Source organism: Micromonospora lacuserhaii (assembly GCF_036902735.1).
Lineage (GTDB): Bacteria > Actinomycetota > Actinomycetes > Mycobacteriales > Micromonosporaceae > Micromonospora.
Map to the genome: position 1 here is coordinate 26,046 of NZ_JBAKHO010000049.1, position 14,937 is coordinate 40,982.

A 14,937-nucleotide genomic window follows, 5' to 3' on the forward strand; every position below is an offset into this window, starting at 1 on the left:
CGCCACCGCCCGGCGCGACCCGGAGCGACCGGCCCCGGCGTGGCGCGTCGAGGGCTACCGGCCGGCCTGACCCGCCGGCACGGGCCGCAACCGGGCGCGCAGCCGGCCGGCGGCATCCCCGAGCACCGCCGAGGTCATCGGCAGCAGGGGGCTGGACCGCATCACCGCCAGATCCTCGGCCGGCGTGGTGGCGCCGTCGAGGAACCGCAGCACCCGCTCGGCCGGGTTGCGGTCGAAGAGCCGGTCGAAGAACTCCGGCCCGCCCACCGCGCCCCGGTCCAGCGCGCGCAACGCGACGGCGTCCATCCACCGGTGCCGTCCCGGGTAGGCCGGCCGGGGCACGGGGGCCCGGCCGGACGACAGCGCGCGGGCCACCTCCTCGGCCTGCCGGTGCATCGCGGAGAAGGTGAACCCGGTCGACGGCCGGGTCGCCCCGCCGGCGGTGCCGAGCCGGACCACCCGCGCCGACGGTCGGGCGTCGAACGGGGCGTCGGTCATCGGGATCACCCCGTCCTCCACCTCCCGGACGGTCAGCGCGGACAGGTCCAGGCCGAGCAGGTCGGCGTAGCCGCGCAGCCCGGCGTCGTAACCGGCGTCGGTGAGCGGCGCCGGGGAGAACTCGGTGTACTCGACCAGGGCGTACCGGTCGCTGACCGGCAGCACGTACCCGAACGAGACGCCCCGGGCCGGCTGCGGGGTGCGGAAGTCCATCAGCACCGCCCGGGCCGGGTCGAAGACCCCGGTGGCGGACTCCAGCCACCAGCCACGGAAGTGCTGCAACCAGCTGGTCCGCCCCGGCCGGCGCGGCGGCCGGGGCCGGGAGTCGAGAACCCAGCCGGCCCGCAGCAGCCCCCGCCCGTCGGCGTCCCGCACGACCACCCCGGCGCCGTCGTCGTCGAGCGCCCCGACCGCCGCGTCGAGCCGGGTGACGCCGAGGCGCCGCTCCGCCTCGGCGGCGCGTTCGTACACCGGCGCGGAGCGCAGCATGGCGTAGCGCAGCGGCGCCAGGTCCAGCCGCCGCCGCCCGGCCGGGGTGGCCACCTCGACCTGCCGCCAACTGGCGCTGAGCATCGGGTCAAGGTCGGAGCCGGGGCTGCCCCAGAACGCCCAGGTACGGTCCTGACCCCGCTTGCGCACCGGGTCGACCACGGCGATCCGCAGGTGTCGCAGGTCGTGCCGGTCCAGGGCGGCGAGCAGCAGGGAGCCGGCGCCACCGCCCCCGACCAGGGCCACGTCGACTTCGTCCACCCGACCACGCTGTCACACCGGCCGTCCCGCCCGCGCGGACCCCCACGGCCGCGCCGTCCACCGGCCGTCCGGATCTCCTCGCCGCGCACCGTCGCCCCGGTTCGGTGCTGGTCGCGGGCGGCGTGACGGAGCCGACCCGGCGCCGGCCGCCCGAAGCGCCTGCCGGCGGCGGCGCGTAGGTTCGGTACCGGCGGATCACCGGTACAGGGGGCATCATGGCGGGCACGGAGCGGACAGCACTGCGGGTCGGGCTGCTCGGGTACGGGGTGGCCGGGCGGGTCTTCCACGCCCCGCTGATCGCCGCCACCCCCGGGCTGACGCTGCACGCCGTGGTCACCGCCAACCCGGAACGCCGCGAGCAGGTCCGCCACGAGCACCCTGACGCCCGGCTCGTCGACGACCCGGACCTGCTGTGGCGGGCCCCGGACGCCCTCGACCTGGTCGTGGTGGCGACGCCGAACAAGCAGCACGTGCCGATGGCCCGGGCCGCGATCGCGGCCGGCCTGCCGGTCGTGGTGGACAAGCCGCTGGCCGCCTCCGCCGCCGAGGGCCGCGCGCTGGTCGACGAGGCGCGACGGCGGAACGTGCCGCTGACGGTGTTCCAGAACCGCCGCTGGGACGGCGACTTCCTGACCGCCCGCCGGCTCGTCACGCAGGGCGAGCTGGGGCGGGTGACCCGCTTCGAGTCCCGGTTCGAGCGGTGGCGGCCGGCCATCAAGCCGGGCTGGCGGGAGAAGGGCGCCCCCGACGAGGCCGGCGGCGCCCTGTACGACCTCGGCGCCCACCTCGTCGATCAGGCGGTGCAGCTCTTCGGGCCGGTCAGCCACGTGTACGCCGAGGTCGACCGGCGGCGGCCGGGCGCGCAGGTCGACGACGACGCGTTCGTGGCGCTCACCCACGCCGGCGGGGTCCGCTCCCACCTCTGGATGAGCGCGCTGGCCGCACAGCTCGGACCGCGGCTGCGGATCCTCGGCGACCGCGCCGCCTACACCAGCTACGGGCTGGACGTGCAGGAGGACGCGCTGCGCGACGGCGCCCGACCGGACGCACCGGGCTTCGGCGAGGTCACCCCCGACCGGTACGGACAGCTCGGCGTGGACGGTGAACTGCGCCCGGTGCCCACCGAGGCCGGCCGCTACCTCGACTTCTACGCCCAGGTGGCCACGGCGCTGCACGACGGCGCGCCGATGCCGGTCGACCCGCACGACGCCGTGGAGACGGTCGCGCTGATCGAGTTGGCGCACCGGTCCGCCGAGCGGGGCGAGGTGCTCGCCGTCGCCGCGAGCTGACCTCAGCCGGCGGCGACCGGCTGACGCGGCTGGTCCGGCTCGGCGTACGCGGCGGCCACGGTGGCCCGGTCGAAGACCCGCCAGGTGGCGGCCGACACCGCCACCGCCACCACGAAGCCCACCCAGTACGGCGCGGTCAGCCCGAACCTGGCGGCCACCACCCCGCCGAGCAGCGCCCCGGCGCAGTTGCCGCCGGCGGCGACGAACAGGGTGGTGGCGCCGACCCGACCGCGCAGCGTCGACGGTGTCAGCCGCTGGCGCAGGGAGTTGAACACGATGCCCCACAGCGACCCGTGCACGCCGAACGCGAAGAGCGCGAACCCGATCAGCCGGGCGCTGGTCGAGGCGGCCAGGGCCAGGTGCAGCCCCGCCTCGACCAGCAGGCCGATCCGGACCGTCCAGGTGGCGGTGACCCGGGCGACGAGGCGGTCGCCCACGGCCGCGCCGAGCAGCCCGCCCACCGACATGCAGGTGAACAGCAGGCCGTAGCCGACCTGGTCCAGGTGCAGACGGTCGCGGGCCAGCAGCACCAGCACCGCCAGCGCGGCGGTGAGGGTGAGGTTGAGCAGGCCGATCAGCACCGCCATGGTGCGGAGCAGCCGCTGGCCGACGAGGAACCGGAACCCCTCGGTGATCTCCGCGCGCATCGACCGGCGCGCCGGCCGGTCGGTGCCGTCGCCATCCCGGTACGACCCGGCGACCAGCGCGACGAGGATCGCGCTGAGCGCGTACGTGCCGGCGTTGACCAGGAACGGGACGCTCTCCGCGACGACGAAGAGAAACCCGCCGAGCGGGCCGGCCAGCATTCCGTTGGCCAGCGTGGTGCCGCCACCCAGCCAGCCGTTGGCGCGTTCCAGCCGGGACCGGGGCACCACCGCGGGCAACATCGCCTGGCTGGCCGAGCGGAACACGATCTCCCCGGTGTTCACCAGGAACAGCACCCCGTACAGCAGCGGCACGCCGGCCCGGCCGGTCAGCATCGCGGCCCCGAGCACGGCCAGCGCGGCGACGCGTACCCAGTCGATGGCCACCATCAGCCGACGCCGGTCCAGCCGGTCCGCCAGCACCCCGCCGGGCAGCGCGAAGAGCAGCCAGGGCAGCCACGCCACCCCGGACGCCGCGGCCACCACCAGCGGGTCGTCGGTGCGCGCCGCCACGTAGAGCGGCGCGGCGACCGTGGCCATGCCGCTGCCCAACGCCGATAGCGTGCTCGCCGCCCAGAGCTTCCCGAACCGTGCGTCCAGCCGTTCCCCCGTCACGGTCGGCAACCTACCAGCGGCGCCGGACGCGAATCGGTGTTGAGCACGCGCGGCGGGGTGTGCGACGGTCTGCCGGTGACCGACTACCGCACCCTCAACCGCGCCAACTGGGACGAGCGGGCCCCCGCCCACGCCGCGTCGCCGGACTACGCGGTGGACCGCCTCGTCGCCGACCCCGAGCACCTCAGCGAGGTGGTCCGCTTCGACCTGCCCCGCCTCGGCGACGTGGCCGGGCTGCGCGGGGTGCACCTCCAGTGCCACATCGGCACCGACACCGTGTCGCTGGACCGGCTCGGCGCCCGGATGACCGGGCTGGACTTCTCCGGCGCCTCCCTCGCCCAGGCCCGCTCGCTGGCCGAGCGCGCCGGCGCGGCCGTCGACTTCGTCGAGGCCGACGTGTACGACGCCCCCGAGGTGCTGGAGCCGGGCGGCTTCGACCTGGTCTACACCGGCGTCGGGGCGCTCTGCTGGCTGCCGGACATCCGCCGCTGGGCCGCCGTGGTGGCCACGCTGCTACGCCCCGGCGGCCGGCTCTTCCTGCGTGAGGGGCACCCGATGCTCTGGGCGCTCGACGAAACCCACCCCGAGGGGCTGCTGGTGGTCGAGCACCCGTACTTCGAACGGCCCGAGCCGCTGGTGTGGAACGAGCCCGGCACGTACGTCAGCACCGACGTGGCGTTCCAGCACCACACCACGCACGAGTGGAACCACGGCCTCGGCGAGGTGGTCACCGCGCTGCTCGACGCCGGCCTCGACCTGACCATGCTGGTGGAACACGACAGCGCCCCCTGGGACGCGCTGCCCGGCCGGCAGGTCAAGGACGCCCACGGCGAGTGGCGGCTCGCCGAGCGGCCGTGGCGGCTGGCCCAGACGTACACCCTCCAGGCCCGGCGGCGATAACATCCGCCATGCCCGTCACCAACCCCTGGCTCGCCGGCCCCACCCCCACCGCCCGGCTGGACCGCGAACGGCTCGCCGAGCGGATCCTGAACCTGCTGTCGTCGCAGAACATGTGCGTGCTGGCCACCGCCGGTCCGGACGGCCCGCTCGCCACCCCGGTGCGCTACTTCCACCTCGACTTCGCCGTCATGTTCACCGCCGCGGCGGCGTCCCCGAAGATGCGCAACATCGCCGCCGACCCCCGGGTCTCCGTGGGGGTGTTCGCGCCGCTGGTCGGGCAGGCCAGCAGCCGCGGCGCGCAACTCTTCGGGCGGGCCCGCGTGCTCGGCCCCGACGACGCCGACTTCGGACACTGGTGGCCGGCGGTGCGCTGGCAGTCCGACCATGTGGAGCGGTCCCGGTCGCTGGACGAGCCGCCGACCGGGCCGCTGGTGGTGGTCGAGGCGGACCGGATCGTCTACACCGAACACTGGCTGCGCCGCGACGGGTACGCGCCACGCCAGGTCTGGCGGCGGGCCGGCTAGCGCCCTGATCAGGCGGCAGGGCGCAGGCGGTAGACCACCTGCCGCCGCAACTCCGCCGGCTCGTCCGGGTGGTCGAAGTGGTCGGCCGGTGAGGTGGTCATGCCGAGGCGGCGCATCACCGCCTGCGACCGTACGTTGGTGGCCGTCGTGATGGCCAGGATCTCGGCCAGGCCGAGGGTGTCGAAGCCGTACGCCAGGGCGACCCGGGCCGCCTCGGTGGCGTACCCGTGGCCCCAGGCGGAGCGGGCCAGCCGCCAGCCGACCTCCACCCCGTCGACGGGCACCTCCTCGTCGACGTCGTCGAGGCCGGTGAAGCCGACGAACTCGCCGGTGCCCCGGACCTCCACCGCCCAGAAGCCGTACCCCTTGCGGTCCAGGTCCTCCTGAAAGGACCGCACCGAGTCGGCGGACTGTTCGGGGGTGAGCAGCGGGCCGAGGAACTCGCGGACCTGCGGGTCGGCGTTCATCGCCGCCCAGGCCGGCACGTCGGACTCCCGCCAGTCGCGCAGGACCAGCCGTTCGGTGTGGATCTCCATCCCGGGAGGGTAGCGACGGCCCGACGGCGCGGCACCTCGATATCGTCCCTGCCAGGTCACCACCTGTAGAGCGTCCTAGGAGGCTAGCCCCGACTCGGGCGGCAGACCGGCCGGCCGACACGACCGGCCCGGGCGGTCCACGCCGGCCCCCGTCCTGCTCCGGCGTGCACCGCCCGGAGTTCAGCGGTCGGCGGTGCGGCGCAGCCCCGGGATCAGCAGGCCCGCCGCCAGGTGCAGGACCAGCAGCGTCACCGTCGCCGGCGCCCCCACTCCCCCGGTCAGCGGCCCGAGCAGCGACACCAGCAGCACCGCTACCGCGATGCCGGTCCACACCACCCGGGCCCGTCCGGTGAGCCGTTCCAGCAGGGCGAGCAACGCCCACCCGGCGAGGCCCGCCACCACGGTGGTGACCACGACCGCGCCGGGACCGACCCGCCGGTCCGCGGCACCGCTGCGGGCGACCAGGTCGACGCCGGCCAGCGGCACGGCCACCACCCAGACGACGAGGGCGGCGACGGTGGCGGCCAGCACCGCCAGGGCGCGGTCGCGGCGGCGCGACGACCGTACGACGGGGGGCGTTGCGGCGGACACGGTGTTCATCGGCGCTACCTCCGAGGGCGGGCCGCCGCCGGTGCGGCGGGCACTGACAGCACGCTAGGTCCGCGCGGCCGTCCGGCGGATCGGGCCGCGGACGGGTTCCCGGGTACGACCAGCGGACCACCCCGCACCCCGATCTCCGTCCCGCGACCGATGAGGGTCGGGGCACGGTCGGCCTAGCATCCTGGTGTGTGCCGCTGGTCCAGATCCACTGTCCACCTGCTGATCGACAGCGGGATCGCCGTCGTGCTCCTCGGTCTCGCGCTGAGCGCCCTCGCGGTGTCCCCCGCGGGCCCGGCCGCGAGGTCCGCCGGGGTCGGCCTGGCCGTGATCCAGGCGAGCTGTCTGCTGTGGATGCGCCACCGACCCGGGTACGCCCTCGCGGTGGCCACGGTCGCCGGGATCGGGCTCGAGGCGATCTGCCCGGAGCTGGGCTGGCTGGGCCTGGTCGCGGTGCCGTTGAGCTACTACGCCCGGCTGCGGCCGCCCCGGGCGTCCCTGCCGGTGACGGCGTTGCTGCTGGCACCCACCCCGTGGAAGCTGGTCACCGGTGACCGGCGGGACCTGCTGCTCGCGGTGCTCGGGGTGACCGTCGGCTGGGCGCTCGGGGAGTTGCAGCGCGGCGCGGCCCAGCGCCGGCGGGTCCGGCGCCGGCAGGTCGTCGTGCGGGAGCGGGAACGCATCTCCCGTGAGCTGCACGACGTGGTCGCCCACCACGTCTCGGTCATCGCCGTGCAGGCCGCCGCGGCGGAGGACGTCTTCGACCTGCACCCCGAGCAGGCCCGGGCCGCGCTCGGGTCGATCGGCACCGCCGCCCGGTCGGCGCTGACCGAGCTGCGCGCGATGCTGCACACCCTGGCCGTGGACGACGCCGTGGACCCGGCGGGACCGCAGCCCGGCCTGGCACAGCTCGACGCGCTGGCCGAGGCGGTGGGCGCCGTCGGACTGCGGGTCGACCTGCACCGCGACGACCTCGGCGAGGCGCTGCCCGACGGGGTGGAACTCTCGGCGTACCGGATCGTGCAGGAGTCGCTGACGAACACGTTGAAGCACGGCCGGGCCCGCCGGGCCGACGTCACCGTCGGGTACGCCGACGGGGTGCTGCGGGTGGAGATCGTCGACGACGGCACCGCCGCACCCCGGCGGACGGAGAACGCCGACGGCCACGGCATCCCCGGGATGCGGGAGCGGGTCCGGCTGCTGGGCGGCAACCTCGACGCCGGTCCGCTGCCGACCGGCGGCTTCCGGGTGCGGGCCCGGATCCCGGTGGTCTCGTCGTGACCATCCGGGTGGTGGTCGCCGACGACCAGGACCTCGTCCGCACCGGACTGACAATGATCATCAACGCCCGAGCCGACCTGGCGGTCGTCGGTGAGGCCGCCGACGGGGCCGAGGCCGTCACGGTCGCCGAGCGGACCCGCCCGGACGTGGTGCTGATGGACGTCCGGATGCCCCGCCGCGACGGCATCGCCGCCACCCGCGATCTGGTGGCCGCCGGCAACCCCGCCCGGATCGTCATGCTCACCACCTTCGACCTGGACGAACCGGTGTACGCGGCGTTGCGCGCCGGGGCCAGCGCCTTTCTGCTCAAGGACACCCGACCGGCGGACCTCGCGGAGGCGGTCCGGGTGGTGGCCCGGGGCGAGGCACTGCTCGCGCCCACCGTGACCCGCCGGTTGCTGGACCGGTTCGCCGACCGTCTCCCCGCATCGTCGACGGCCACCGGCGAACTGGCCGCGCTGACCGCACGGGAGGTCGAGGTGCTCGCGCTGACCGCCCGGGCACTGTCCAATGCCGAGATCGCGCAGCAGCTGCACCTGAGCACCGCGACCGTGAAGACCCACCTGTCGGCGATTCTCGCCAAGCTCGGCCTGCGTGACCGGGTGCAGGCTGTGGTCTTCGCGTACGAGACCGGCCTGGTCCGCGCGGCGCCGCCGCCCCGGTGACCGGACCGGCCGGCGGTGGGACGGAGCCGCCCAGTCTTCCCGCAGCCGGACGAGTGGTACCAGCGGCGCAGCGACTGACAGAACGGGACGGTCGGTACGGTACGGAACGACGGCACGGGCGGTGTGGGCGGTCCTGGGTGGGCATTTCCGCAGGTCCCCGCCGCGAGGGAAAACACGTGACGGCAACGAAGAATTCTCATTTACGCCGGACGGAGCGCCCAACCCTCCTAGTGTTGGCCACACCGGTGCAGTTACGGAGTTGGCCACCCGAACGACGTCCCACGCAGACAGCGGACGAAAAGTGAGGGAAGACTCGTATGAAGGCACAGTCAGTTCTCGTATCGGCGGCGCTCGGCGTGGGACTCGGCACGCTCCTGCTCCCGGCAGCCGCACTCGCGGACACCACCGTTTCACCGGCCACCACCCCGGTCGGCGGGACGGTCGTGCTCACCGCGACGACCTGCAACCCGAAGTCGGGCGACGTGATCTTCCGCGTCACCGGGCCGAACCGGGACCAGAACGTCCGCTCCACGACCGTCGCCGCGGGCGGCGGACTGAGCGCCGAACTCTTCACCGCCGGCTTCACGCTCGGCACCTACACAGTGGCCGCCACCTGCGGTGACGGCAGCTCCGCCGGCAGCGCCACGTTCACCGTCACCCCGATCGGCGCCGCGCCGGCCGGTGGCGGCGGCGGCTCCGGCACCACCGGCCTGGTGGCGGCGGGCGGCGCGCTGGCCGGCGCGGCCGCGCTCGGGGCGACCGTCCTGGTCCGCCGTCGGCGCCGGGCGGCGGCCACCGTCGCCTGAGACAGGACACACCACACACCATCCCTGGGACGGGTGCCCGCGCCGGTGAGACCGGGGCGGGCACCCGGACCACGCCGTCGGGGAGGAGGGACGGTGGCGGCGAGAAGATGGTTCACGCGTACCCGGGCCGCGGTGGCGGCGGTGGTGGTCGCCGGCGCGGCCGGCGCGACCTTGATCGCCGCGGGCCTGACCGCCCCGCCCGGGCCGCCGCAGCCCGGGACCGGCGCGGACGCCGGCCAGCACAGCCGCTCGCCGGTGCCGGTGCTGGCCCGCTCGGAACCGGTGCGGATCGACATCCCGGCGATCGGCGTGCACGCCGACCTGGTGCCGGTGGCCGGCGACCCGAACGGCACCCTGGAGGTCCCTCCGCTGGACCGGCCCTCCGTGGCCGGCTGGTACCGCCCCGGCGCGAGCCCGGGCGAGGCGGGCAACGCGGTCATCGTCGGGCACGTCGACACCCGCGACAGCCCGGCCGTCTTCTTCAACCTCGGCCGGCTGCGCCCCGGCGACACCATCCGGGTCACCCGCGCCGACGGCCGGGTGGCGAGCTTCGCCGTCGACGGCGTCGGGGCGTACCCGAAGCGGAGCTTTCCCACCGCGATGGTCTACGGCCCGGGCGGGGCCGGCGCCGGGCTGCGGCTGGTGACCTGCGGGGGCCGCTTCGACGAGCGCGCCCGCGACTACTCCGACAACATCGTGGTACGGGCCACCGCCGTGTCCTGACCGTCGTCGCGTCGTACTACGGTGGGCCCCCGACGGCGGCGCGGCGGAGGTGGACGGTGACACGGCTCGGTACACGGCTGGAGTCCCTGGTCGGCCGGTTGACCGGCCGGCCGGAGACCGGTCCCGGGGCCGCCGTCCGACGGTCCAACCCGGACGCGGTCGTCGACTGCGCGGTCTACGTCCACGGCCGCCGCCAGCCCGGCCGCCCGCACTACGCGGACGCGTACGCCCGCTCCCGGCATCGGGACGCCTTCGCCTGGCTCGGACTGCACGACCCGGGGGCCGCGGTGATGGCCGCGGTCGGGCGGGTCTTCGGGCTCGACGAGCTGACCGTGGCACAGGCGCTCGCCGACGGGCACCGGCCCGCGGTGCAACGGCACGGCGCGGTGACGTTGCTGGTGCTGCGCACCGCCGGCTACGTCGAGCACACCGAGCTGACCGCCACCTCCGAGGTGATCGATACCGGGGACGTGATGGTCTTCCTCGGCGACCGCTTCGTCGTGACCGTCCGGCACGGCGCCTCCGGCGCCCTCGCGCCGGTGCGGGAGGAGATCGAAGGCCGCCCGGCGGTGCTCGCCGAGGGCCCCTGGGCGGTGGGGTACGCGGTGACCGCCCGGATGGTCGACCTGTACCTGGAGGTCGCCGGGCACCTGGAACGGGACCTGGAACGCGTCGAGGAGAGCGTCTTCGCCCGCGACCGGGACGCCGACATCCAGCAGATCTACCAGCTCAAGCGGGAGGTGGTGGAATTCAAGCGGGCGGTGCTGCCGTTGCAGGCGCCGCTGCGCGCGCTGGTCGCCGACCGCGCGGACGGACCGCCGCCTGGGCTGCGCCGCTGGTTCGTCGACGTCGAGGAGCGGCTCACCCGGGCGGTCGACCGGATCACCGGCTACGACGAGCTGCTCAACTCGATCCTCCAGTCCCGCCTCGCCCAGCTGGCCGTCGACCAGAACAACGACATGCGCAAGATCGCCGCGTGGGCGGCGATCGCGGCGACCCAGACCGCGGTGGCCGGCATCTACGGCATGAACTTCGCGCACATGCCCGAACTGTCCTGGCGGTACGGCTACCCGGCGGCGCTACTGGTGATGGCGACCGCCGCGGTCACCCTGCACCGGCTGTTCCGCCGCTCCAACTGGCTCTGACCTCCGGCCGGCTCCGAACTTCGGCCGCCTCTGCGGGCCGGCTCTGACCTTCGGCCGGCTCCGCGGGCCGGCGGGGTCACGGCTTGTCCAGGTCGGCGAGCTCCTGCTGGAGCAGCTCGCCGAGCCGGGCGACCCGGGCCGGGTGGGTCGCCGGGGTGATGCCCCGGCCGGGCATCTCCACCGTCATCAGCAGGTAGAGGTGCAGCCGGTACAGGCCCAGCCGGCGACGGACGGCCGGGTCGTCGAGGGGCACCGGTGCGCCGGCCGCGCGGTAGCCGCGCAGGAACGGGTCGTCCGGGCTGTCCTCCGCCCGGCGGAACAGCAGCGGTGACACCAGATCCATCAGCGGGTCGCCGTGGAGGTGACGCTCGCCGTCGACCAGGCCGCTGAGCCGGGGCTCCCCGTCCGGGCCGGAAACGGCGAGGACGTTGCCGGCCCAGCCGTCGAAGTGCAGCAGCGCCGGCCGGCGTACCCGGTCGAGCACGTCGCCGTGCCGGTCGACCAGCTCCCGGATCCGGGCCGCCGGTACGGGCAGCGCCACCCGCCAGTCCGCCGCGTCGGCGAGCAGGTCGTCCACCATGGAGGTGAACGCGGCCCGCCAGGTGTGCCCGGCGGCCCGGCCGCCGTGGTAGCCGTACCGCTCGCCGGTGACCCGGTGCAGGGCGGCGAACGCGGCGCCCAGCTCGGCGCGGACGCCGTCGACGGCCACCCCGTCGGCGGTCAGCTCGTGCAGGGTCCGGCCGGCGAGCAGACCGGTGAGCAGCCAGTCCCCCAGCTCCGGGTCGCTGCCGTGGTGCAGCAGCGGCGGGACCGGGACGGCCGGGGCGTGCTCGGCGACGAGCCGCAGGTAGCGCGCCTCGGCGGCGATCAGCCCCCGCTCGTAGCGCAGCAGCGGCACCTCCGGCGGCGGCCCGACCTTGAGCACGAGGGTGCGCCAGTCGTCCAGAGTCACCCACCAGACCGCGGCGAAGCCGCCGCCGGTCAGCGGAGCGCAGTCGGTCACCCGGACGGTCGGGCCCAGCGACGCCGCGACGTACCGGCGGACCTGGTCGGGGTCGAGGAGGCGTTGGGTCGGGCTCATCCGGACGCGCCCCGTCGCGCCGGTGAGGGTCCCGTCGTCAGGCCCACCACCCCGCCAAGGCTAGCCGCCAGGCCCCCCTTGGCGTGACCCCGACGACCGTCGGGCGGCCGGCCGCGACGGGACCTAAGCTGGTGATCATGATGTGGCAACGGTACGTCGCGATCGGCGACAGCACCACGGAGGGACTCGACGATCCGGACGGCCACGGCGGGTACCGGGGCTGGGCGGACCGGTTCGCGGCGGCGGTGGCCCGCGCGCAGGGCGGGCTGGAGTACGCCAACCTCGCCATCCGCGGCCGGACCACCGCGAAGATTCTCGCCGAACAGCTGCCGGTGGCCCTCGACCTCGCGCCCGACCTGTGCACGGTGGTGGCCGGCATGAACGACGTGCTGCGCCCCTCGTTCGACGCGGAACGGATCGCCGCCGACGTGGCGACGATGCAGCGCGCCCTGGCCGGCCAGGGCGCCACCGTGCTCACCTTCACCCTGCCCGATCCGGTACCGGTGATGCCGCTGGCCCGCCCGCTGCGCGGCCGGATGTTCGCCCTGAACGCGGCGCTGCGCCGGGTCACCGCGCAGACCGGAGCGTCGCTGGTGGACTTCGCCGCCCACCCGGTCGCCTCGGATCCGAGGCTGTGGAGCGAGGACCGGCTGCACGCCAACAGCGCCGGGCACGAGCGGATCGCGGCGGCGCTGGCGTACACCGCGGGACTGCCGGGGTACGACGACTCGTGGACCCGGCCGCTGGAGGAGGCCCCGCGCCGGCGCCGGCACGAGATGGTCCGCGCCGAATTGACCTGGGCCCGCCGACACCTGCTGCCCTGGGTGGCCCGGCACGCGCGGGGCCGGTCCTCCGGTGACCAGCGGGTGGCGAAGCGCCCGGTGCCACTCCCGGTCGAGCTGGACTGAGTCGGCACTGCCCAGCGCCCGGCGCCAGAGCCGGGCGGACAGGCACGGCGTAGGCCGGCATGATGGGCCGATGAGCCGGACCGAACGGGCGGCGCTGGCCGCGGAGACCGACCGCCTGGTGGCGCAGGGCCGCTACGGCCCGGTGCCGGCCGCCACCCTGCACTTGCCGCAGGAGCCGCTGCCCGAGCCCGGTCCGGCCGGCCCGTCCACCGTGGAGGTCACCGACGAGACCAGCCTGGCCGCCTGCCGCCGGCTCGCCGCCGACGGAGACGACCAGGTCGCCTGCCTCAACTTCGCCTCGGCGAGGAACCCGGGCGGCGGCTACGCCAGCGGAGCCCACGCCCAGGAGGAGAGCCTGGCCCGCGCCTCCGCCCTGGCCGCGTCGCTGCGCACCGTGCCGGAGTTCTACGACCACCACCGGGCCCGCCGCGACCCGATCTACAGCGACCGGGTCATCCACTCCCCCGACGTGCCGGTGTTCCGCGACGACGACGGGCGGCTGGTCCCGCCGTACCGGGTCGCGTTCCTGACCGCGGCGGCCCCGAACGCTGGGGAGCTTCGCGAACCGGTGGACCTGGCGGGCGTGCTGCGTCGCCGGGCCGGGCGGGTGCTCGGCGTGGCGTTGGCGCACGGGCACCGGCGCCTCGTGCTCGGGGCGTGGGGCTGCGGGGTGTTCCGCAACGACCCGACCGTGGTGGCCGGGGCCTTCGCGGCGCTGCTCGGCCCGGGCGGCCCGTACGCGGGCCGGTTCCCGCTGGTGGTCTTCGCGGTGCCGGACGCGACCAACCGCGCCCCGTTCGCCGCGGCGTTCGGCTGACCGGTCACCGCGCGATCGGCGGCCGGGTACGGGCCCGCTTGAGTTCGAAGAACCCGTCGGTGCCGGCGACCAGCAGCACCCCGTCCCAGAGCCGGCCGGCGTCCTCGCCGCGCGGGAACGGAGCCACCACCGGCCCGAAGAAGGCGTTGCGCCGGCCGTCGTCGCCGGTAACGTGGATGGTCGGAGTGCCCAGGTCCTCGCCGACCGGTTCCAGGCCGGCGTGGTGGCTGGCCAGCAGCGCCTCGTCGTACGCCGTCGACCCGGCCGCGTCCGCCAGCTCGACCGGCAGGCCCACCTCGGTCAACGCCGCCTCGTAGAGCTCCCGCCCGATCGGCGCGCGCTCGTGGTGGATCCGGGTGCCCAGTGCGGTGTAGAGGTCACGCAGCACCTCGGCGCCCGCCTTCTGCTCGGCGGCGACGGCCACCCGGACCGGGCCCAGGCCCGGCTTCAGCCATTCCCGGTACCACTCCTCCAGGCCGTCGCGCCCCTCGTTGAGCACGCTCAGGCTCATCACGTGGAAGCGCACCGTCACCGCCCGGACCCGTTCCACCTCCAGCAGCCAGCGGGAGGCGTTCCAGGCCCAGGGGCAGCGCGGGTCGAACCACATGTCGGCCGTCGTCATCGTCGTTCCCTTCGGATCGGTCGTCGTCCCATCGATCCTGAGCCCCCGATCGGCCCACCAGGAGAGCCGATCGCGAGACCGTTGAGTAGGCCAATCCGGCACCGTTCGCTGTGCTGGCCCGGGGCGGAACCGGCCGGGCGGCCTTCGGGGCGGATCTCCTGATGAGCGGTATGACGCTGGGTCATAAATATGACCGAGCGTCATACCGCTCATCGCGACAACACCCCGCGCTGGCCCGGCCGTTCACCGTGGCGGCTCAGACCGCGCCGGTGACGTCACCGATCGCGAGTTCCGGGGTCCGTGTGTCGACATGTCCGGTATCGCCCGGCCGGTCGGGGCCGCGTCAACCGCGTCAACCGCCCCGGTCGGCGGGCATCCGGTGCGAACGACGTCCGGTCCAGGCGTCAAGATCCCGTGGTCGGGGCCACCTCCAGCCTGGAATCGGTGGGGGGTCGGGGGCGTTGTACATGGCCTACCACCGCGGCTCCCTTGCCCGGCAGGTAAGCCCGACAAGCCGAGGCCCGTTGGAATGCGGA

The 14,937-nt window shown here is 75.2% G+C and carries 16 protein-coding genes; 10 read left to right on the top strand and 6 right to left on the bottom strand.

Features of this window, described 5'->3' with window-relative positions:
* Nucleotides 1-54: 54 nt before the first annotated feature.
* On the bottom strand, nt 55-1,248 hold the full coding sequence (locus V6U81_RS23735) for a lycopene cyclase family protein (RefSeq protein ID WP_334492271.1): 1,194 nt from the start codon (nt 1,246-1,248) through the stop codon (nt 55-57).
* 215 nt (nt 1,249-1,463) lie between these two features.
* On the opposite strand from V6U81_RS23735, the gene V6U81_RS23740 reads away from it, so the two are divergent.
* Nucleotides 1,464-2,537 carry a Gfo/Idh/MocA family oxidoreductase gene (locus V6U81_RS23740; RefSeq protein WP_334492272.1) on the top strand — a complete coding sequence of 358 codons (1,074 nt, stop codon included), beginning with the start codon at nt 1,464-1,466 and terminating at the stop codon, nt 2,535-2,537.
* Between the two features lie 2 nt (nt 2,538-2,539).
* Here V6U81_RS23740 and V6U81_RS23745 read toward each other — a convergent pair whose 3' ends face one another.
* Nucleotides 2,540-3,796, bottom strand: a complete 1,257-nt coding sequence (locus V6U81_RS23745) for an MFS transporter (RefSeq protein WP_334492273.1) — start codon at nt 3,794-3,796, stop codon at nt 2,540-2,542.
* Nucleotides 3,797-3,871: 75 nt separating this feature from the next.
* Here V6U81_RS23745 and V6U81_RS23750 point away from each other — a divergent pair, with 75 nt between their 5' ends.
* Together V6U81_RS23750 and V6U81_RS23755 are read left to right on the top strand one after the other, a co-directional pair.
* Nucleotides 3,872-4,696, top strand: coding sequence for a class I SAM-dependent methyltransferase (locus V6U81_RS23750; RefSeq protein WP_334492275.1), 825 nt, complete (start codon nt 3,872-3,874; stop codon nt 4,694-4,696).
* A gap of 8 nt (nt 4,697-4,704) precedes the next feature.
* Nucleotides 4,705-5,220 carry a pyridoxamine 5'-phosphate oxidase family protein gene (locus V6U81_RS23755; RefSeq protein ID WP_334492276.1) on the top strand — a complete coding sequence of 172 codons (516 nt, stop codon included), beginning with the start codon at nt 4,705-4,707 and terminating at the stop codon, nt 5,218-5,220.
* A gap of 8 nt (nt 5,221-5,228) precedes the next feature.
* Here V6U81_RS23755 and V6U81_RS23760 read toward each other — a convergent pair whose 3' ends face one another.
* Complete coding sequence (locus V6U81_RS23760; RefSeq protein ID WP_334492277.1) at nt 5,229-5,756, bottom strand: GNAT family N-acetyltransferase; 528 nt, start codon at nt 5,754-5,756, stop codon at nt 5,229-5,231.
* Between the two features lie 180 nt (nt 5,757-5,936).
* A complete protein-coding gene (locus V6U81_RS23765; protein ID WP_334492279.1) occupies nt 5,937-6,356 on the bottom strand; it encodes a DUF6069 family protein in 420 nt (139 codons plus the stop codon).
* 186 nt (nt 6,357-6,542) lie between these two features.
* On the opposite strand from V6U81_RS23765, the gene V6U81_RS23770 reads away from it, so the two are divergent.
* The 5 genes from V6U81_RS23770 to V6U81_RS23790 all read left to right on the top strand — a co-directional run bounded on the left by V6U81_RS23770 (nt 6,543) and on the right by V6U81_RS23790 (nt 10,973).
* A complete protein-coding gene (locus V6U81_RS23770; protein WP_334492280.1) occupies nt 6,543-7,634 on the top strand; it encodes a sensor histidine kinase in 1,092 nt (363 codons plus the stop codon).
* On the top strand, nt 7,631-8,299 hold the full coding sequence (locus V6U81_RS23775) for a response regulator (protein ID WP_334492281.1): 669 nt from the start codon (nt 7,631-7,633) through the stop codon (nt 8,297-8,299). The genes V6U81_RS23770 and V6U81_RS23775 overlap by 4 nt, the downstream gene beginning before the upstream one ends.
* 317 nt (nt 8,300-8,616) lie before the next feature.
* Nucleotides 8,617-9,105 carry a hypothetical protein gene (locus V6U81_RS23780; RefSeq protein WP_334492282.1) on the top strand — a complete coding sequence of 163 codons (489 nt, stop codon included), beginning with the start codon at nt 8,617-8,619 and terminating at the stop codon, nt 9,103-9,105.
* 93 nt (nt 9,106-9,198) lie between these two features.
* Nucleotides 9,199-9,828 carry a class F sortase gene (locus V6U81_RS23785; RefSeq protein WP_334492283.1) on the top strand — a complete coding sequence of 210 codons (630 nt, stop codon included), beginning with the start codon at nt 9,199-9,201 and terminating at the stop codon, nt 9,826-9,828.
* A 56-nt stretch (nt 9,829-9,884) separates the two neighbouring features.
* A complete protein-coding gene (locus V6U81_RS23790) occupies nt 9,885-10,973 on the top strand; it encodes a magnesium and cobalt transport protein CorA (RefSeq protein ID WP_334492285.1) in 1,089 nt (362 codons plus the stop codon).
* Between the two features lie 76 nt (nt 10,974-11,049).
* On the opposite strand, the gene V6U81_RS23795 is transcribed toward V6U81_RS23790, so the two are convergent.
* A complete protein-coding gene (locus V6U81_RS23795) occupies nt 11,050-12,054 on the bottom strand; it encodes a phosphotransferase family protein (RefSeq protein WP_334492286.1) in 1,005 nt (334 codons plus the stop codon).
* Nucleotides 12,055-12,191: 137 nt separating this feature from the next.
* Here V6U81_RS23795 and V6U81_RS23800 point away from each other — a divergent pair, with 137 nt between their 5' ends.
* Nucleotides 12,192-12,962: an SGNH/GDSL hydrolase family protein gene (locus tag V6U81_RS23800; protein WP_334492288.1), complete on the top strand. Its 771-nt coding sequence runs from the start codon at nt 12,192-12,194 to the stop codon at nt 12,960-12,962.
* 70 nt (nt 12,963-13,032) lie between these two features.
* The gene (locus tag V6U81_RS23805) at nt 13,033-13,779 is read left to right on the top strand and encodes a TIGR02452 family protein (protein ID WP_334492290.1); all 747 of its coding nucleotides are present in this window, start codon (nt 13,033-13,035) and stop codon (nt 13,777-13,779) included.
* A gap of 4 nt (nt 13,780-13,783) precedes the next feature.
* Here V6U81_RS23805 and V6U81_RS23810 read toward each other — a convergent pair whose 3' ends face one another.
* Nucleotides 13,784-14,401 (bottom strand): mycothiol-dependent nitroreductase Rv2466c family protein, encoded by a 618-nt coding sequence (locus V6U81_RS23810; RefSeq protein WP_334492292.1) that lies wholly within the window; start codon nt 14,399-14,401, stop codon nt 13,784-13,786.
* Nucleotides 14,402-14,937: the final 536 nt, after the last annotated feature.